Raw genomic sequence first — 19,122 nt, 5'->3', positions numbered from 1 at the left:
TGTTCGAAGTCTAAGGGGTCGTCGTTGAATCGTCTTCCGCGTCCAATGGATCATCGGTCATGATGGGTTCATCGCCGGCGGGCGAATCGGTAATCACTCCGTTAGAATCGTCATCGTTCGTTCCATCGGCATTATTGTTGCATGCCGCTGCTGAAAATACGAGCATGACGCTCAAAGCAGATACGAGCATGAATTTGGATAGTTTGTTTAATTTGCTTTCGTTTGACATCGTTATTAATCCCCTCTCGGCTTGTGGTAGTGGTATTGCTTAATGAGTTGTTAAACGCCTAGCCGAAAGTTGAAACGAAATACCCGGTGAGAAATTTCTCATTTGATTTTCAAGAGGAGTTAAGCGCATAACGTCCCGGAAATAAATAGAAATAACCAGCATGTAAAGCCGGCGTCTGCAATAGCGGACGCCGGTTTTTTTGCGTTTGATCACGGCATCTGTGCTCCTACGCGTCCTTCGAAAGTGGCTATGATGGATTTTCGCAGTAACTTTCCCGAAGGTTGGGGCGTGTTTGGGAGCTACACTGGATAATCGCATTAACTTTTACCATTTTGCTTTTTTGACAGCCGTTTTCACGCCAAGTTCGTGCAGAGATCCAACATAGCCCTCCAACTATGCTTTTATCGGAAGAAGTTACTGCAGATATCCATCATAGCTCTCCGAACTAGAGGGTTGTCTCTTAAGCTAAGCCTTAGGGCCAGCGGGGCATTGTCTGAGAGTCGATCAACTCTATTCCGCCGATGCACCGAATTCAGATAAACCCAATAGCAGCAACGGTTTCGGAATTCGGATAACAGTCGGAAATGTGTCTATTGTGCCTTACGATGCCGCCGCCGTATAGTGTGGTTAGTCGACCCGGGCAGGGCAAGCTTGCGAAGGGCGGATGCAACAACCGAAGCTAGTCACAGGGAGAAGGGATGCACATGAATCGAAGTTCCACGCAAAGCAGCACACCATTAATACATGCAGGCAAGCGTCGTCGAATAGTGACAGGAGCCTGGAAGGATTACCAGCTATATCTATTACTTATTCTCCCCATCGCGTATTTCGTTTTATTTAAGTACGTTCCGATGTACGGGGCAGCGATCGCTTTTCAGGACTACAGTATTTTTAAAGGCGTAACCGGAAGCGCTTGGGTCGGATTCGAAAATTTCCAGCAGCTGTTCGGAATGAGCCAGTTCTATCAGGTTGTCCGAAACACGCTGCTGCTTAACTTGCTTGATTTATTGTTTTCATTTCCGGCACCGATCCTGCTCGCTATTCTACTGCATGAGCTTAGGGTCGTCTGGTTCAAAAAAGCGGCTCAAACGATACTGTATCTGCCTCACTTTATTTCATGGATCATTATCGGCGGTCTCGTGTACCAAATGTTCGCTACAAACGGCGGTCTTGTCAACAATCTACTCGCTGCGATTGGGTTTGATCCGATTCCGTTTTTGACCGATAAAAACAATTGGCTGCTCGTATATCTCGGAACGGGCATATGGCAAAGCGCCGGCTGGGGAACGATTATTTATTTAGCTGCATTAACGGGTATTAACAAGGACTTGTATGAAGCGGCAGAGGTAGACGGGGCGGGTAGATTGAAAAAAATATGGCATATTACGCTGCCGGGCATCCGCTCAACGATTGTCGTTATGCTCATTATGCAGCTTGGCCATATTATGACAATAGGTTTCGAGCGTCCGTTCGTCATGAGCAATCCGCTCGTGATGGACTATGCGGAAGTAATAAGTACATTCGTGTACAAGGTTGGTTTGCAGTCGGCACAGTTTTCGCTAGCTACGGCAATGGGCTTGTTCCAGGCTTTAGTCGGACTGGTGTTCGTCGTCGGGGCGAATACGATTGCGAAGCGTTCCGGAGAACAAGGGCTATGGTAGGAGGTGCGGTATGAGAAATGTCATTCAACAGAAAGTATCCAAGCTGCGGCTCTCGGATGTCGTCATTATGTTGGTCGTCAGTGCGGCCTTGATCGTGTGCCTCTTGCCGTTCCTGCATATTATCGCGATATCGCTAAGCTCCAAACCTTTCGTGTTATCGGGTCAAGTGACGATTTTTCCCAGAGGCTGGGATTTCCATGCCTACGAGATTGTGTTCACCGATACGAGAATGTTATGGTCGATGGGGCTTACGATCGTCCTGACGGTAACGTATACAATCATCAGCATGTTGATGAGCATAAGCGCGGCGTATCCGCTGACGAAGGATCGACTGAGAGGAAAAGCGTTCTTCATGCTGCTCATCGTGTTCACGATGTTTTTCAGCGGCGGCTTGATTCCCGATTATTTGCTCGTCAAGGAGCTCGGGTTATTGGATAGCCTGCTCTCCCTCATCGTTCCGGGTATGATCAGTGCTTTTAATCTAATTATACTGCGGACGTTCTTTTTATCGATTCCGGCCAGCCTGGAGGAGTCGGCGCAGCTTGACGGCTGCTCTCACATTGGAACGTTAATCCGCATCATCCTGCCGCTATCACTGCCGGTTATTGCGACGCTCAGCTTGTTCTATGCGGTCTCTCGGTGGAACGGATATATGGATGCGCTCTTCTACATTACGGACTCGGAATTGTATCCGATCCAGCTGAAGCTGTACCAGATCGTCATGAACAGCATGGTAACAGACTTGACGGCACAGGAGGGGGCGGCTCAAATCGATGTCGTTCCAGAGGGCATCAAGGCGGCCAGCATCATGTTTGCTACGACGCCGATTCTAATCGTCTATCCTTGGCTGCAGCGGTATTTTGTATCCGGCGTCATGATCGGTGCCGTTAAAGGCTAGACGATGCCATAAAGACCGGTTATCCCTCTGCCAGCGGCAGAGCTGAATAACATAGAGGAATATCGAAACGATACGCAAAGGGGAGCTAGAACATGAAGGCAAAGCAAAGGAAATGGTTACTCTTATTGACCGTCGTAATGCTGCTTGCAAGTATGCTGTCCGCCTGCTCGAAGCCTGCTAATGAAGGCAATTCCGAACAGACAGGCAACGAAGGAAGCGGTGGAAGCAAAGAGCCCGTTACCCTGAAGGTGGAAGTGTTCGACCGCGGCAACGCTCCTGCTGGAGCGGGACCTGTCACCAATAACTTCTGGACGCAATGGATTCAGAAAAACTTCGGCGATCCGAACAATATTAAGCTGGAGTTCGTGCCGGTGCCGCGGAACCAAGAGGTAGATAAGCTGAACGTGCTCATGTCGACCGGCGACGCTCCCGATCTTGTGTTTACTTACGACATGAATACGATTTACAATTATGTGAAAGACGGCGGGTTGACAGAGCTTGACGGGCTCATCGCAGACAACGCCCCGAACCTGAAGAAGTTTCTCGGCGACGAGGTATTAAGCTACGGCATATTCGAAGGCAAGCAATATACGATTCCCGCTAAGCGAACACTTCAGTTCACGCAGTCATCCTATATTCGCAAAGACTGGCTCGACAAGCTGGGGCTGCCGGTTCCAACGACGACGGAGCAATTCTACGATACTATGAAAGCGTTTAAGGAACAGGACCCCGGCCAAACGGGCGGCAAAATTATTCCTTATTCCTTCAGCGCGATGAACGGTACGACCATAACGAGCCCAGGCGTCCTGATCAGCTCGTTCGTAAAGGATCTGACGGAAGAAGACTTCTACGCGTTGTCATCGGCGAACTACATCCCCGAACTGACGAAGCCCGGCTACAAAGAGGGCGTGCAGTTCATGAACAAAATGTATACAGAGGGCCTTATCAATCCGGACTTCGCGCTCGACAAGGACGGCAAGCAATTCGAAAGCGACGTGTCGAACGGCTATGTCGGCGCCTTCACCGCGCTGGCCGCCCATCCGACCTTAATGCAGAGCGGCAACGTATTCGATACGCTTAAGAAGAACGTACCAGGTGCGGAATATATCGCAATCGATCCATTCACGAATGAAGCGGGCAAGTCGCCGAAAGCGATCTACGACCCGACGGGTATTCATATCATGATTCCGAAGACGAGCAAGCATGCGGCGGAAGCGATCAAATATTTGGACTGGATGTCGCAGCCGGACGTATTGTTCGCGCTCACGAACGGGCTTGAAGGACAGCATTATACGTTAGAGAACGATATTCCGAAAGCCATTACGACGGACGAAGCGAAGCAAACGTTCTACAATAACAGCGATTTGGCGATCGTCATTAACGGTAAAGATTTCGGCTCACAGGAAAAAAATATCGAAGTCGTGTCGCTATCCTTCCCGGATTATACCGAGCTGGCTAAGCAAACGATCATCAACGCGCTCAAAGACGGCTATACGCTGCCGCGATTCGATCGCCCGATCGAAGCCGAGATCAAATACGCCAAGACGTTGAAGGACAAGGGAGAAGAGACGCTGGTGAAGAGCATTTTGGCTAAACCGGATCAATTCGACAAGGTGTTCGAGTCCAACGTCGAGGAGTTTCTGAAGCTGGGCGGTCAGGCGGTTATCGATGAACGCAGAACGGCTTACAAGGAAATGAACAACTAAACGCGAAAGCCGGACAAACCCCATCCATATCATGGGGTTTGTCCATATTTGCAACGGGAGAAGGATGGGGTCTTATGAAAGTCAACAACAACTACATTAAACGGATGCTGCTCTCATACCTCCCCATTCTGCTCGTCACGATCAGCATGCTCATCTTTGTTTTTTTCTCCGTTATTAACCAGCTGCATGTCCGCAATGCGATTCAGGCGAATGATCTAACGGCCGACTACGTCGCCAATATGGTGGACAGCTCGCTCAAGGGCATTTCCTTCGACGCGCAGAAGATGATCGAGGACGGCGGAGATATGCAGCGTTTTCTCGACGGTCCTTCGGACCGGGCAACGGACTTCGACGCATCCAACTTGCTTAGCAGTCTCATGGTTCGCTACGGGCTGATCGACTCCGTCTATCTGTACCGCGCGAAGGACGGCAAGGTGCTCGACCAGAGCACGATTCGCCCGCTGGCGCAATTCCCCGACCAGGCTTATTTCCGCAGCGTGCTGGAGCAGCCTTATACAGGTGTATGGTCCTCGCCTAGGGTGAAGGAGAGCGAAGGGCGCAATGAGGTTCGCGTCAGCTCCTTGGGCTTCAAGATTCCGCGCGATTCCGGAAGCCTCGGTTATGTGATCGTTAATGTCAAAATTTCTTCGCTTGAATCGTTCATTGGACAGATGATCGACCCTGCTATTACGGAAGCGGAATTGTTCGACGCCGGGGGGCAGTCTTTCTTCGAAGGCGAGCGGCAGGCGCCGTCGCATAACAGGCTTAGCGCCGACATCGTCTCTGATTATACGGGCTGGACGTACCGTATCGGCATTAAAGGCGGACAGCTATTCGATTTTCTGTTTCACGGCAGTACGGTATGGATCCTTCTTGGTCTTAGCGCAATCGTGTTTGCAATTGGATCGACCCTCTATGTGACGCGAAGGAATTATAAGCCGATCGAATCGATCATGCATCGAATCGAGCGTTTCTCGTCATCCGTTAAGGCAGGCGATCCCAAAGAGAGAGAAAATGAATTTTCCTTTATCGATCAGGCGATCGAGCGTTTAATTACGAACAATATGGTCTTTCAAGAACAACAGCAGGAGCACCTGGTTATTCGAAGACAGCAGTTTCTGCAGCTTTTGCTCAAAGGGGAATATGAAGGCGAACGCGAGGAGTGGGAACAGGAGTGGGAGTTCTACGGACTCGCTGCGGGCAAATTCATCGTCTCGCTCGTAGAGCTCGATCATTACGGACAATTCGCCATGAAATACAGTCCGAACGATCAATCGTTGTTCAAGTTTATCGTCAGCAGCGTTGCGGTCGAGATCGCCGAGCAGAACGGCCTTCGCATCGTGGCGGAGTGGATCGCGAAAAACCAACTTGTCGTTCTGCTAATATCGAATGAAAGCGGAGCGTTGGAACACAAAATGCTGCAGCTATCCGAGCAGATCCGTACATGGGTGGAGAGCCATCTTGACTTCACGGTCACGATCGGAGTCGGATCGCCTGTCGAGGACGAATCAGGCATAGGCGGCTCGTTCGACGACGCAATGGCGGCTGTGAGCCGCAAAGTGTCCTTCGGCGTGAACCAAATTATCGATTCGGTCGAGGTGAAGGGCAAGTCGGACAGCGAGTGGTTTGCTTATTTGGAAATGATCCGGACGATCGTTCGGCAGCTTCGCATGTCGGAGGAAGAATGGCATAACGAGCTGAAGAGACTGTTCGGCGAAATGGCGGTCCATCGACTGCGCAAGGATGACGTCGATCGTCTGCTGGATTATCTTGTTTTTCATCTGGAATACGAACTGGAAGGCGCGCTTCCCGAAGTGGTTAAGCTATGGCTGCAAGAAACGAAGCCGGCAATACTCGCCGATATGGCGCAGTTCGATACGCTAAAGCAGCTTGAAGACGGCTTTGTTGCAACGCTAACCGGGCTCTCGCAGCATATTGAGGAGCTTTCGCAGAGCAGGCGCCACAATGTCCTCATGAGAGAAATTCGCGATTACGTCGCGGAGCATTTCATGGACCCGAACCTTTCGCTTACGCTGCTAAGCGACAGGTTCCAGATCAGTTCCAAATACTTGAGCCAGCTGTTCAAAGAAAGCATTGGCCAGAACTTCAGCGATTTTCTCATCGGACTTCGAATCGATTACGCCAAGCGGCTGCTGAGGGACTCGGACGTTACGGTGCAGGACATCTCGGACATGTTGGGGTATGCCAATCCAACGTCATTCATAAGAGTATTCAAGAAAGTGGTCGGTTTGTCGCCGGGACAATATCGCGATTCGCAAATGAAGGGCACGGAACTAAACTAGGGCGATGGACGAAAGGGAGTTGAAAAAGTGAATCAACATGCAGTTGGCCAGATCACGTTCAAGGGGAAGGTGCGCATTCAGGCTCCTTCCTTGCTGACTCCGCCGGTCCGGCATGCGCTCCGGATGCTGGTCAGAGACTTCGAAGCGGTATTGGGCGAGAAACCCGAGATGGCAGAAGCGGTTAATAGCAGCGATACAGCGACTCTTACGATTAGATATGCAGAGGAGCGGGACGGCTGCGCGCAGCGGGCCGAAGCATTCTGTTTCCGAGTTCACGAGGATAACGGCACAACCGGGCTAAGCATTATCGGCTATGACGAACTTGGAATCGTATACGGCATTTTAGAGTTTAGCCGAATCTATCTCGGAATAGAGCCATTCTGGTATTGGGTCGATCAACCTATCAATCAGAAGGATGAAATCGCTATTCCGTGCAGCGACTATGACTCCCCAGAGCCAAAGGTTCGTTATCGCGGCTGGTTCGTGAACGACGAAGTATGCTTGATCGGATGGAAAGACGCGTATCCGCCTTCGAGCGAAGTATGGGAGCCCGTCTTCGAAGCGCTGCTCCGCTGCGGAGGCAATATGGTCATTCCGGGTACGGACTTGCCGCGGGACGGCATCCATTACAAGCTTGCCGCCGAGATGGGGCTATGGGTCACGCATCATCATGCCGAGCCGCTGGGCTCCCAGATGTTCCTGCGCGCATTCCCTGGGAGAACGGCAAGTTACAAGGAGGCGCCGGAGCTGTTCGAACGCTTATGGCAGGAAGCCATCGATGAGCAGAAGGATAGGAGGGTTTTATGGGTGTTGTCGTTCCGGGGCCAAGGCGACGCACCTTTCTGGATGAACGATCCCACCTTCGATACTTCGGAGAAACGCGGCGCCATGATCAGCAAAGTGATTCGTAAGCAGTATGACATGATTAGAGAAGCGATCCAGAATCCGCCTTGCTGCGTTGCCTTGTACGGGGAAATAGCCGAGCTGTACAAGGGCGGGTACGTACAGCTTCCCGATGATGTCATCAAAATATGGGCCGACAACGGTTACGGCAAGATGGTGTCCCGCAGGCATAACAATCAGAACCATCGCGTCGACGCTCTCCCTGCGGAAGATGACGGGGGCAAGCATGGTCTGTATTATCACGTGACGTTCCACGATTTGCAAGCGTCCAATCATTTGACGATGTATCCGGGCTCGGCGAGCTTCCTCAAGGGAGAGATCGAGAAGGCTTTCGCAGCAGGGGCGGACGAATGTTTGCTGCTCAACTGCGGCAATATCCGGCCTCATGTCTACTCCCTGGATATGATAAGAGAGCTGTGGAGCACAGGAACRATTGATGCCCGGCAGCATTTGAGCCAATTCGTGAGCCGCTACTATGCCGGACATCACGAAGAGCTGGCAGAGCTGTACTTGCGCTATGCGGAAGCGGCTATTCCATATGGTCCGCACGGGGACGACTTGGCCGGGGACGAATATTATCATCATCCGGCTAGGCAAATCATCGGCCATTGGCTGCAAGGGAAAGACAAACAATCGGATACGAGACAGTTCTGGGCCGTTGGCGACGTTCCTTTTGCGGAGCAGGTGAAGCGCTTCGAAGAGAAGCTGGAGCTCGGGATGAAGACGTGGGGAGCGTGGCTTAAGCGCTGCGATGAGGTTCTGGCACAGCTGGAGCCAGCCGATCAGCGCAGGGCGCGCGACCAGCTTCGGTTTCATGGAGCGCTGCATTTGTCAGGCTGCGAAGGCTTCTATTGGTTATGCCGATCCTACAGAGCTTTCAGCGAGCAACATTATCCGCAAGCRTTCGTCTACGCCTCGGAATCGATGTGGCGTTATGCCGAAGGGCTTGATGCATTGCGAGATTCCGAGCATGGGAAGTGGGCGCGCTTCTACGAGGCGGACTGGCTGACAAACATTCAGAGCACGGTGCAAAATGTAGATACGCTGCGGCGCTTCATCCGCATGCACGGCGACAGCCCGGATTTCTTCCTCTGGTACAAGGAATATTTGATGCCGGAAACGGAGAAATACATTTACTTGGAAAATACGCATCGCAATCCATTGTCCGACGACGAGCTGGCACAACGGCTAAAGTCATATTTCGCGTAATCAACGTTTGTAACTGTTTGCCGTAAAAGCGTGAGGAGATTGTGCCTCTTTCATATTTAGGACTTTTTCAGGGGCCTCCTATAACGGGCCTCTCTTTATTTATTGCTTTACTTTTATTCCCCGCATGGTGCTATGCTTAATACGAAAGCTCAACGTATACTGCATTTTGCCAGGAGGATTACAATTGAATCATCATTTATGGTTGAATAACATTTCCCCCTTTGTTCGAACAGGAAGAATGATGAAGTCGCATTCTTTAACTGGAGAGTGGATGGATCATGATCATGTCTATACGTACATCGAGCAAGGAGAAGCGGAATTCATTATTAGTGGCGTTAAATATGAAGTAGGTGAAGGAGATGTGATCGTCATGCATCCGATGATGTCTCATCTTATCCGTTCTACGTCCGACCTTCCCCTTATTCAATATATTTTTCATTTTGATTTGTTTTATGACGAGAATAGAAGTCAAATAAAGAGCACAAGCGCCGTTCATTTTCGAAGGGAAGATATTTTAGCTAAGGAAATGGGTTTGGCTGATATACATCCGGTAGCTCATTTGAAACTTGCGGATCGAATGGAGTGCAAGAAGCGGTTTTTACAATTGCAACAAGAAATAACTAGCCCCGTCCAACAAAATATACTGCTAGTCAAATCGCTTTGTCTGGAGCTGCTGCATTTATTTTTCAAAAACCAGTCTGAACATAATCAAAGTAAAGGGAAAATGACCAAAGGCTGGCCGGCGATTGAGAAAGCCATCGTGTGTATGAATCAACGTTATCATGATCCTCAGCTAAATAATGAGGATGTGAGCAACTATGCAGGCGTAACGCCTAACCACTTGTCGTATTTGTTTAAAAACCAGCTTGGCATAACCGTATATAATTATTTGAAGCATGTCAGGATCGAACAGGCAAAGCTCCATATTTTATCGGGTAATAAGTCGATTACGGAGATTGCGGAAGAGGTCGGCTTCTCTAGCGTTCACCTATTTAGCCGCTCCTTCAAGGAGCATGTTGGAATCACGCCAAGCAAGTATGCCGCATCACAGTCAACAAACATGAAGACCGCGCATTAAGCTTGCATTGCAACAAAAGGTGTCTGTATCTTCCTTCGTTTAAGGGGGTGCAGGCACCTTTTTTGTATTTGGAAGCGAATCTCGGATTCGTAGTCACAGACAAAAAATCATTTTTGCAGGCAAAGACATTCTGCTTGCAAGGGTTTACATTAATAGGGAAATAACGATGAGGAGTGAACGTGAATGAATAATAGAAAAATTATGTTCGTAAGTCCTTGGCAAGTAGACACGATAGAGGAACCATTCGAAGCAAGAAAACCAGGAAAAGGCGAAGCTCTTGTTCAATTAATTTATTCGTTAATTAGCCCCGGCACAGAGCTTGCGATGTTGTCTGGCAAGGAGAGCTGGGCACCGCATCCTGTATGTCCCGGTTACGCCAGCGTCAGCCGTATCGTGGAGGTAGGGGAGGATGTAACCRATTTCCGCAAGGGTGATACCGTGTTCCATTATGGAAGCCATCAGGAATACCAATATGTAGGCACGAAAGATGTGTTTATAAAAGTGCCTGAGGGTCTCGATCTAAGATGGGTTCCTTTTACCCGTATGGCAACGGTAGCTATGACCTCCGTGCGGGTTTCCAATATTGAGCTGGGCGATTATATAAGCGTATCCGGATTGGGCCTTGTCGGTAATCTGGCGGCACAGCTGGCTCGCTTGCAAGGGGCGACGGTTATCGGTGTTGATCTTGCTAAGGAACGACTAAATACAGCTCGTGCATGTGGATTAGATTATCCGCTAAACGGGTCAGAAGAAAATGCTAGAGATCGAATTATGGAGATTACCGGCGGTAAAGGCGTGTCCACGCATATTGAGGCAACCGGCGTACCAAAGGTTGCTGTAGATAGCTTGAGTTATATCGGCTCCTTAGGGGAAATCGTATTTTTAGGCAGTCCGCGAGGAGAGTACAACGCAGATGTCACGCATGTGCTGAACCATTGCCACTTGTACAACCTTGGCTGTATTACGTTCAAGGGCGCTCATGAGTGGCGTTACCCGACGGGACCGAATCCGTTTGTTAAGCATTCCCTAGTAAGAAATTCGCATATTGTCTTTAATCTTATGAAGCAGAATCGATTGAAAATTGAACCACTAATTAGTCATGTTATTAAGCCGGATCAAGCGCCAGATGCTTATGAGGGATTGAGAAATAATAAAGATCAGTATAATGGCGTATTATTTGACTGGTCATAAGGAGGGAGAAGCAGATATGCTTAGAGGCTTAACCCGCGCGGGTGTTGGATTGATTGGATCGGATGAGGATTACATTCGTAAGGCTGCAAAGTATGGCTTTCAGTCTGTAGACCTTAACCCTGTAGATTTGATTAAAGTGTATKGTCTAGAAGGGGCCGTTCAATTACTAGAGAGCAATGGAGTAGTCATTGGGTCCTTTGATCTCCATGTGGATTGGCGTTCATCCGAGGAGCAATTTGTAGAAGGACTGCCTTCATTAGTGGAAGCGGCGGCGGCAGCGGCTTCATTGCGCTGTTTTACCTGCTGCACCTACATTTTGCCTGCAACCAATGAGCCGGCGGCATCCTTTATGATTGCGGCAACAAGGAGACTGCGAATCGTAGCCGATATTTTAGGGGCTTACGGAATTTCATTAGGATTAGAGTTTGTAGGCAGTCATCACTTGCGCACCCAATGGACGAATCCGACGATTTGGAGCATGAAGGATACGCTTAGCTGGACCCAGGCGATTGGGTCTCAAAATGTGGGGTTGCTGCTCGATTCCTACCATTGGCATACGAATGGCCTAACGACCGGTGATCTATTGAAACTAAAGCCGCAACAAATTGTTCATGTCCATATTAATGATGCGAAGGACTTGCCTATCGAACAGGTAATCGACAACGATCGTGTATATCCGGGAGAAGGAGTAATTGATCTGAGAGGGTTCATCTCTAGCCTGCAAAGCATTGGTTACCGGGGAATCATTGCGCAGGAGGTCATATCTCCATCCGTAGATCAAAGCTCAGATGTTTTGCTTGCTAGATCTCAGGCGGGATTTGATAAGGTGTTTGGTGAGGTAAGCGTAATTTAGGACAAGGAGATTGGTATATGTCTGATTTTAAAGGAAAGATAGCCGTGCACGCCATTACATGGGGAGAAAATCATCTTCAAGCGATGAAAGATATTTCAGAGCTTGGCTATCGGGCGATTGAACCGTGGGCGTCGTTTGTATATCGCTATGAGGATAATATTGAAGCTTATCACGAGCTATTAGATCAGCATAATCTTGTGTTAACAGGTTTGTATGGTGGGGCTTCATTTGGCACGGACAAACGCTTTGGCAATGTAAGTGTTCGACAAGAGCTTATTGACGATAATGTTCGATTGGCAAAGCTCATTGCCAAATGCAACGCGGATATATTAGTACTGGGACCGGGGGGAACGGGAGAGCTTCCTTCTACTACAGAGGAGCTTAAGATCATGGCCGATACGATTAACGAAACGGCTAAGGCAACGTATCAGCTGGGTATCAAATCCGCTCTTCATCCACATTTATGGACCGAAATTCAGTATGAGAAAGATATAGATGCGTTAATGGAGCTATTCGTGCCTGAAGTGTTTTTTGCTCCCGATACCGCGCAGCTGCTTGGAGCGGGAATGGATCCTGCAGCGGTCATTCGCCGTTATCAAGATAGAGTAGCTTATCTGCATCTAAAGGATTTGACGATTCAAACTCAGAATACAGAAGGAATAGATGCAGAGAGCAATCAGCAGCCCTTCTTCTGTGAGCTTGGTCTAGGTTCTGTTGATTTCGATAGCGTGTTCAAGGCGCTTAATGACATTCATTATGAGGGCTGGGTAACCGTTGAGGTTGACCAATCTCGCCATACACCAAGGCAAAGCTTAGAAATTTGTCGTCAGTATCTGGAAGAGAAGCTGTAAACGAGCGCGAGAAGGGTAGGCCGACCTAATTTGTAATTGTCCTCTGTAGAGAAATACGAAGCGGTTATTGAAGCTTATAATCGTGAAGCGAAGGCTCTGTCCGACGAGCAAATGGCGGAAGAAATCAACGGCTTCGGACGAATGACGCCGCGCGGCAAGTTCCTGCGTAAGCTCCTTGACCATGAAACGCATCACCGCGGCCAAATGACCGTGTTGCTTCGTCAAGCGGGCCTCGCGGTACCGGGTGTGCTCGGGCCAACGAGAGAAATGCAATTGAAATAAGGACGACATCATGAGGGGGTCCCAAGAGCCGATGGCTTTTGAGGCTCCCTCTTTATCATTTGCTGTTCAATTACCTCGAACGGTTTCGGTTCCGATATTGCTTAGGCGTTACTCCCGCATGTTTCTTAAAGATCTTAATGAAATGGGTCTGATCATAGAAGGTGAGCCTTGCGCCAATGGTGGATATCATGTCTTTGGAATGGTCGAGCAGCTTCTTGGCCTCTTCCACTCGCTCCCTTTGGATATAGTTCATCAAAGGTAAACCGGTTTCTTTCTTGAATAGCTGGGACAAATAGTTAGGGTTGAGTCCGGACACATCCGAAAGCTGCTGTAGCGTAATTTCTTCGAATAGATGAAGGTAAATATATTCTTTGCTGTCTTGGACTGGTTTGGAACAGCTGTTTTTGCGATTCTGGTCTACGCGGTCAGCAAAATCTACAATAGCTCCGATAACGGCAGCCTCTACCAATGCCAGTTCGTTCAATTCTTCGACGTGCTGCATGTGCAATTCGAACAGCTTGCTGGCTAATTCCTCATTGAGCCCTCCCTCCACGGCAGCATTGCTGCTTAAGGCTAAACCGCATATGGAAAAGTTTTTCACATTTCGAAGGTAACTTCGTTTAGAGAGCATCCCGTTTTGGCTGCTGCTGTTGGTAGCCTTGGCCAACATCTTCATCAGTTCGATTTTATTGCCGCTTCGAATGAGGGCAAGCATCTGATGCGAACTTGAGCTTCCGACCTGAAAGACGGAAAATTCTCGGTGATCGGCAAGCGCAAGTTCACTCTCCTTCAATTGATCCGATCCATATGGAAAACTGGACTGAAGCACATCCGTAATGTCCAGCGCCTCTTGATTAATCATCCAATTCGCCGACACGCATATATGCAATAATCGCAGACGGTTCATGATCGGCAGGTTGTGCCAATATTCCATCCATTTCGAACGCTCCTCAATCGGAATTCCATAATCGTTCAACAGTTGGTTAAAGATCTCGCCGTTCGGTTCTTGCCGGGTGGTGGGACCGATAACGATAATGGTCTGGGAGTGATCGTTCCGTCTTACGGGCACAACGACAAACTGCTCCATGTAATTCGTTTCGTGAATAACTGGACCAATCAGGTTCCTTGCTTGTCTAACTACTGAACGGAACATTTCATGTGGATCGGAAAAGAAGGGATGCGTTGGCAGGCTGGAGCTCCAGATGTATTCCACCTGTGAGTCATCATTCGATTTACAGAAAACCGGCAGCTGCAAACTTTCATGAATCAGTTTACCCAAATAGCCTATATCGGGAAAATCACCAGTTATGAACATAGCAAGGCCTCGATTTCATACCGTTTTTCTACATATCATACCATCTTCCGACGCTGATGTATGTCATAATGCATTTGTAAGTGCTTTCAAGACGATAGAGCGGAGGCTAAGATTATGGCAGCTGAAGAGGCGGTGCCCCATGAAGCCATTGGGGAAGGCGAACATTCAAAGTTGAAACGAGGGGAAAAGATCGCTCTCGTCATCGGGAACGCGCCTAATACGTTTCATTATCAAATCATTCAAATGTATTTGTTATTTTTCTATACGGATTTTATGAAAATTAATCCGGCCTTTATTGCCGCGTTATTTCTCGTTGTTCGTATTGTGGATGCTTTAGTTGCTCCTCTATTTGGCGCCTTCATGGATAAAGTAAAGACACCATGGGGGAAGTACACGCCGTGGTTTATGATCTTAGGCGTCCCCTTTGGTATTTGCGGTTGGTTAACCTTCACCATTCCTGACTTAAGCGACACAGGTAAGGTCGTCTATGCTGCTATCACCTATACGGTCTATAGTGTTTTTGCCTCTATTATTACAATCCCGGGCAATGCGGCTGTACCAACCGTTACCAAAAGAATTGATGAACGAATAACGATCGGTCAACTTAGCTTCCTGTTTATTTTGATTGGGGCTTTGATTGTTCAAGTAGGTACCGTGCCTTTGTACAAAGCATTCGGCGGAGGCGACGATGCTAGAGGTTTCTCCCTATTAATGGCGGCGGCAGCTGTCTTTACCGTTTTAATAGCCATCTATCAATCCATGAAAATTAAAGAAAGATATGTAGTAGCAGCTAATCGCGAGGAAAAGTCTCCCTCATTCAAAAAGATGCTTACGGCTACTTTTACGAACAAATACGCGGTCATCTTATATGTGTTTCTGTTCGCAAACGCGATATCGTCCGGTATTCGGTCAGGCGTTCAAATCCATTTTTACAAATACTTTTTCCACAACGAAGGCTTAATGGCGATCATGGGGATTATTATTCTCATTCCAACCCTTATTGGGGTAGCCTTCAGCCAGCGGGTAATACGGCGTTTTGGTTTGAGAAATACAGTATTGGCTGGCGTTATCGTAAATGTAGCAGCATGTCCCGTTATGTTATTCATTCCAGCTAATAATACCGGGCTTATTATTCATATTGTTGCATCCGTTATTACCGGTTTAATTAGTGCATGCGGCAGTCCCGCCCAAGGCGCCATGATGCCAGCTGCAATTGATTATACGGAATGGAAAAGCGGGCTGAATATTAATGCATTTATGAGCTCTTTCAATGGATTTATACAAACCTTTGCAACTGCTTTATCAGGTGCAATAGCAGCCGGTGCACTAATGGTTATCGGTTATGTGCCGGGAGCGGAACAAAGCAGTTCAACACTGTTTGGGCTCAGGATATTAGTAGGCGTACTGCCTGCTCTGTTCCTTATCCTTCAATTAAGCATGTTATGGTTCGATCTAACCGAGGAGAAGCAGGCTCAAATAACGAGAGACCTTGCAAAAAGAAGGAAAGATGCCAATGGCGTCACACGATGAATCAGGAGGAAAATAAGATGACTAATCAATCGCTTTACAACGGGTTGCAAGACCCGCAGTTCCAACATCCCTATGTGGATATCGATGAATGGCGGGATGAGCCTGTGCGCCATCGTTACATTCATGGCGGATTCGAGGGGAATGATACAAGGTTTTCGTTCTACTTCCCGCCTACGGAAAGTTATGAGAAACGTTTCTTTCAACCCGTCTACCCGGTTCAGGGCAGTGAGAACGCAGCCCAAAGCCATATTGACGGCGTGGACAATAAAATTGGTTTTGCCATTTCCCGCGGCGCCTATTTGGTAGAAACCAATATGGGCGGAGCGTCCGATGACTTTAGCCTTGTGTATCGCGCAAGCGCCGCAGTCGCGCTATATTCCCGGGTCAAGGCGGCTGAGTTGTTCGGCACTCACCGCCCTTACGGTTATATTTACGGCGGCAGCGGCGGCGGGTTCAAAACGATGAGCTTCATAGAAAATACGACAGGCGTTTGGGACGGCGCAGTGCCGTTCGTCATTGGAACACCAATGGCGATTCCGAATGTGTTCACGGTACGCGTACACGCGATGCGAATTCTGGGGGATAAGTTCCCAGCGATTATTGATGCGCTTGAGCCTGGCGGCAGCGGGGATATGTATGCCGGATTAAATGAGGAAGAGAGACAAGCACTTGAAGAAGTGACGAGAATGGGTTTCCCTCCCAAGGCGTGGTTTGCCTACAAAGAAATTGGCGATGGAGCGCTCACGGTACTGTCTCCCGCCGTTATGAAGATGGACCCGTCATACTTTGAGGACTTCTGGACCGTTCCCGGATACCTTGGCTATGATCCCGAAAGTTCAGCTTCCAGAGCGCGTCTTCAACATAAGACAGTTGTGTCGGAGGTCATTCGACCGCGGCAGACAGAGGTTACGGATTCCGACGCCGCTGTGAAGATGGGCGTCGACGACGCGTGGAAAATGCTTACGGAAGGTCAGGAGTCCATACCTTCCTTTAAGCTGGCAGATGTGCCAGCGGGGGATGTCTATTTGGATGGAGCTTATATCCGCATTACGAGCGGCGAGGCTGCCGGTCTGAAAATTCCTCTTGGCGGAATCAACGGAAACATCGTCACGGTTGGAGCGGCATTCGGATTTTTCACATCCGTTCAAACCTTGGAGCTAGTGAAGCCAGGCGACGAGATCGTGCTCGATAACTCGGATTATATCGCTCTTCAAACGTACCACCGTCACCAGGTTCCGACCAGCGATTATTCGGTGTGGGATCAGTATCGGGACGACAACGGCGAGACGTTGTTTCCGCAGCGTCCATTCCATGTCGGGCCGGCTGTTGCCTTCGGCGGGGCAGGTTCTGTTCAAAGCGGCCGTTTCGAAGGAAAAATGATTGTCGTGCAAACGTTAATGGACGAGAGTGCGTTCCCTTGGCAAGCCGACTGGTATAGAACGAAGGTTACAGAATCACTAGGGGAAAAGCTGGATGATCATTTTAGACTTTGGTTTGTTGACCACGCTTTGCATGCCGATACGAGCTCGAACCATGTTTTAGACGGACTCCATATTGTCACGTACATCCCAGCTCTGCATCAGGCGCTTCTCGATTTGAGCGCATGGGTAGAAAGAGGTGTTACCCCTCCTGCCAGCACGAACTACCATGTTGAAGAAGGACAGGTTATCGTTCCGTCCACAGCCGCAGAGCGCAGAGGCATTCAACCGGTCATTTCTCTCAAAGCCAATGATGGCGAGCGGGCGGAGGTTTCGGTGGGAGAAACGGTCAACTTCAAGGCAGAGATCGAGGTTCCGCCGAATACGGGTAAAGTCGTCTATGCGGAATGGGATTTTGAAGGGGAAGCCACCTTTCCGATCCATGCGCAGATTAGCCGCGTTAATGAAGAAGAATCACAAGCGGTGGTAGAGGCAGCCTACGCCTTCAACAAACCTGGAACCTATTTCCCGGTATTGCGCGCTGCGTCAGACAGGGAAGGCAATAGCGGTGACTTGTATACGCAAGTGTTGAATCTAGCTCGAGTTCGAGTCGTCGTGAAATAAATTCGGATTTGAACAACATGAACAGGGGAGCTGCTCCCGAAGCAGCTCCCCGTTTTTGTCTGATTTCACACAACTACAACGCAGCCGTAATCATCCACGAAACGCCGTATTTGTCCGTGAGTTCTCCATAATAGATACCGAAGGGTTGACGCTCAATTGGATGTTTGACGTGGCCGCCGACTGCAAGCTTGCCGAAAGCGTCGCCCGCGTCCTGTTCGGAGTCGAACTCGAGCGCGAGCGAGAGACCTGTTCCCCGAGTAAACGATTCAATAGCATCGGCCATGAAGATGGCATGTCCGCCTGCAACCATGACGCATAGGTGCATCACTTTATCCTTCAGCTCATGTTCTGCGCCCATTAGATCTCCGTGCGTGGCGACGGACACGATCTCTCCTCCAAGCGACTGCGCGTAGAATGCCGCTTGGCTTCTCGCATCCTCCGAAATGATATACGGCTTCAAGCTTCCCATCATTTAATCATCCTTTCTAAGGACTCTCGAAGCTCCTTATCATCTAATTCCCTACCTCAAAGGTTTAACCTTCTACAATATCGTTATACTTCTCGGAAATTTTCGTCCAGTCCGGATGCTGCCTGTCGCTGCTATCGAGCAGTTCCAACAGCCTGCCATCGATCGCCGGATCAACGGAGGCATTGCGATGAATCCCGATATCCAGTGCAACGAGCAGCAGCTTCGCGAGATCGAGCCCTTCAAGTCCCGTGGAAACCAGATCCGCCGGGAAAAACTTTACCAGCATATTGTGCGCGGCCCCGGTATCCTCCTTGGAGTACATCAGATCGTACAGAATCGCAAAATGTTCCGCATTTTCCGCACTCTCTATGGTTCTTAAGAAGGTGGGGGCATTGACTTCTGCATTCGGCGTTCCGATAAAGAGCGTATTGCCGCCCATATCCGTCACCATAAATCGTCTGTCTTCCTTCAAATCTTTCAATTTCGATATACGTGGGACACCCGTACGAGGGATTTTACCAAGCGCTTGTTTCAATCCGGTAGAGAACGCTTCGTGTACCGCATTTACATCATCCACACTCATATAGCACATACTTGGATTT

At 49.1% G+C, this 19,122-nt stretch carries 15 protein-coding genes and 1 pseudogene; 12 read left to right on the top strand and 4 right to left on the bottom strand.

Annotated elements, in window-relative coordinates:
• Positions 1-10: 10 nt before the first annotated feature.
• Positions 11-229, bottom strand: coding sequence for a hypothetical protein (locus AB4Z33_RS14995; RefSeq protein ID WP_442050672.1), 219 nt, complete (start codon positions 227-229; stop codon positions 11-13).
• 704 nt (positions 230-933) lie between these two features.
• On the opposite strand from AB4Z33_RS14995, the gene AB4Z33_RS14990 reads away from it, so the two are divergent.
• The 10 genes from AB4Z33_RS14990 (at position 934) to AB4Z33_RS14945 (ending at position 13,164) form a co-directional block, all read left to right on the top strand.
• On the top strand, positions 934-1,890 hold the full coding sequence (locus tag AB4Z33_RS14990) for an ABC transporter permease (RefSeq protein ID WP_442050671.1): 957 nt from the start codon (positions 934-936) through the stop codon (positions 1,888-1,890).
• A gap of 10 nt (positions 1,891-1,900) precedes the next feature.
• The gene (locus AB4Z33_RS14985; RefSeq protein ID WP_442050670.1) at positions 1,901-2,788 is read left to right on the top strand and encodes a carbohydrate ABC transporter permease; all 888 of its coding nucleotides are present in this window, start codon (positions 1,901-1,903) and stop codon (positions 2,786-2,788) included.
• Between the two features lie 92 nt (positions 2,789-2,880).
• Positions 2,881-4,494 (top strand): extracellular solute-binding protein, encoded by a 1,614-nt coding sequence (locus tag AB4Z33_RS14980; RefSeq protein WP_442050669.1) that lies wholly within the window; start codon positions 2,881-2,883, stop codon positions 4,492-4,494.
• Between the two features lie 74 nt (positions 4,495-4,568).
• Complete coding sequence (locus AB4Z33_RS14975) at positions 4,569-6,797, top strand: helix-turn-helix domain-containing protein (protein WP_442050668.1); 2,229 nt, start codon at positions 4,569-4,571, stop codon at positions 6,795-6,797.
• Between the two features lie 27 nt (positions 6,798-6,824).
• Positions 6,825-8,909 carry a glycosyl hydrolase 115 family protein gene (locus AB4Z33_RS14970; protein WP_442050667.1) on the top strand — a complete coding sequence of 695 codons (2,085 nt, stop codon included), beginning with the start codon at positions 6,825-6,827 and terminating at the stop codon, positions 8,907-8,909.
• A gap of 184 nt (positions 8,910-9,093) precedes the next feature.
• Entirely contained in the window at positions 9,094-9,987 is an 894-nt protein-coding gene (locus AB4Z33_RS14965) for a helix-turn-helix domain-containing protein (RefSeq protein WP_442050666.1), read from the top strand.
• A gap of 183 nt (positions 9,988-10,170) precedes the next feature.
• The gene (locus AB4Z33_RS14960; RefSeq protein WP_442050665.1) at positions 10,171-11,178 is read left to right on the top strand and encodes a zinc-dependent alcohol dehydrogenase; all 1,008 of its coding nucleotides are present in this window, start codon (positions 10,171-10,173) and stop codon (positions 11,176-11,178) included.
• A gap of 16 nt (positions 11,179-11,194) precedes the next feature.
• The gene (locus AB4Z33_RS14955; protein ID WP_442050664.1) at positions 11,195-12,031 is read left to right on the top strand and encodes a sugar phosphate isomerase/epimerase family protein; all 837 of its coding nucleotides are present in this window, start codon (positions 11,195-11,197) and stop codon (positions 12,029-12,031) included.
• A gap of 17 nt (positions 12,032-12,048) precedes the next feature.
• Positions 12,049-12,882, top strand: a complete 834-nt coding sequence (locus tag AB4Z33_RS14950; protein ID WP_442050663.1) for a sugar phosphate isomerase/epimerase family protein — start codon at positions 12,049-12,051, stop codon at positions 12,880-12,882.
• A 36-nt stretch (positions 12,883-12,918) separates the two neighbouring features.
• The gene (locus AB4Z33_RS14945; RefSeq protein WP_442050662.1) at positions 12,919-13,164 is read left to right on the top strand and encodes a DinB family protein; all 246 of its coding nucleotides are present in this window, start codon (positions 12,919-12,921) and stop codon (positions 13,162-13,164) included.
• A 70-nt stretch (positions 13,165-13,234) separates the two neighbouring features.
• Here the strand turns inward: AB4Z33_RS14945 and AB4Z33_RS14940 are convergent, their stop codons facing one another.
• The gene (locus AB4Z33_RS14940; RefSeq protein WP_442050661.1) at positions 13,235-14,317 is read right to left on the bottom strand and encodes a helix-turn-helix domain-containing protein; all 1,083 of its coding nucleotides are present in this window, start codon (positions 14,315-14,317) and stop codon (positions 13,235-13,237) included.
• A 276-nt stretch (positions 14,318-14,593) separates the two neighbouring features.
• Here AB4Z33_RS14940 and AB4Z33_RS14935 point away from each other — a divergent pair, with 276 nt between their 5' ends.
• A complete protein-coding gene (locus AB4Z33_RS14935; RefSeq protein WP_442050660.1) occupies positions 14,594-16,009 on the top strand; it encodes an MFS transporter in 1,416 nt (471 codons plus the stop codon).
• 17 nt (positions 16,010-16,026) lie between these two features.
• A complete protein-coding gene (locus tag AB4Z33_RS14930) occupies positions 16,027-18,051 on the top strand; it encodes a hypothetical protein (RefSeq protein WP_442050659.1) in 2,025 nt (674 codons plus the stop codon).
• Between the two features lie 73 nt (positions 18,052-18,124).
• Here the strand turns inward: AB4Z33_RS14930 and AB4Z33_RS14925 are convergent, their stop codons facing one another.
• The gene (locus AB4Z33_RS14925; RefSeq protein WP_442050658.1) at positions 18,125-18,523 is read right to left on the bottom strand and encodes a VOC family protein; all 399 of its coding nucleotides are present in this window, start codon (positions 18,521-18,523) and stop codon (positions 18,125-18,127) included.
• A 61-nt stretch (positions 18,524-18,584) separates the two neighbouring features.
• A pseudogene (locus AB4Z33_RS14920) lies at positions 18,585-19,122 on the bottom strand (hypothetical protein); the annotation flags it as partial.

It is taken from the genome of Paenibacillus sp. 2TAB19 (assembly GCF_052115185.1).
Classification (GTDB): domain Bacteria; phylum Bacillota; class Bacilli; order Paenibacillales; family Paenibacillaceae; genus Pristimantibacillus.
Note: the sequence above shows the minus strand (reverse complement) of the source record. Positions and strands in the feature narration are given on the sequence as shown.

What these genes read in the sequence shown, in the direction of transcription:
- AB4Z33_RS14995 (WP_442050672.1), bottom strand. Translation starts at nt 229, where the DNA reads ATGTCAAACGAAAGCAAATTAAACAAACTATCCAAATTCATGCTCGTA.
- AB4Z33_RS14990 (WP_442050671.1), top strand. Translation starts at nt 934, where the DNA reads ATGAATCGAAGTTCCACGCAAAGCAGCACACCATTAATACATGCAGGC.
- AB4Z33_RS14985 (WP_442050670.1), top strand. Translation starts at nt 1,901, where the DNA reads ATGAGAAATGTCATTCAACAGAAAGTATCCAAGCTGCGGCTCTCGGAT.
- AB4Z33_RS14980 (WP_442050669.1), top strand. Translation starts at nt 2,881, where the DNA reads ATGAAGGCAAAGCAAAGGAAATGGTTACTCTTATTGACCGTCGTAATG.
- AB4Z33_RS14975 (WP_442050668.1), top strand. Translation starts at nt 4,569, where the DNA reads ATGAAAGTCAACAACAACTACATTAAACGGATGCTGCTCTCATACCTC.
- AB4Z33_RS14950 (WP_442050663.1), top strand. Translation starts at nt 12,049, where the DNA reads ATGTCTGATTTTAAAGGAAAGATAGCCGTGCACGCCATTACATGGGGA.
- AB4Z33_RS14940 (WP_442050661.1), bottom strand. Translation starts at nt 14,317, where the DNA reads ATGTTCCGTTCAGTAGTTAGACAAGCAAGGAACCTGATTGGTCCAGTT.
- AB4Z33_RS14935 (WP_442050660.1), top strand. Translation starts at nt 14,594, where the DNA reads ATGGCAGCTGAAGAGGCGGTGCCCCATGAAGCCATTGGGGAAGGCGAA.
- AB4Z33_RS14930 (WP_442050659.1), top strand. Translation starts at nt 16,027, where the DNA reads ATGACTAATCAATCGCTTTACAACGGGTTGCAAGACCCGCAGTTCCAA.
- AB4Z33_RS14925 (WP_442050658.1), bottom strand. Translation starts at nt 18,523, where the DNA reads ATGATGGGAAGCTTGAAGCCGTATATCATTTCGGAGGATGCGAGAAGC.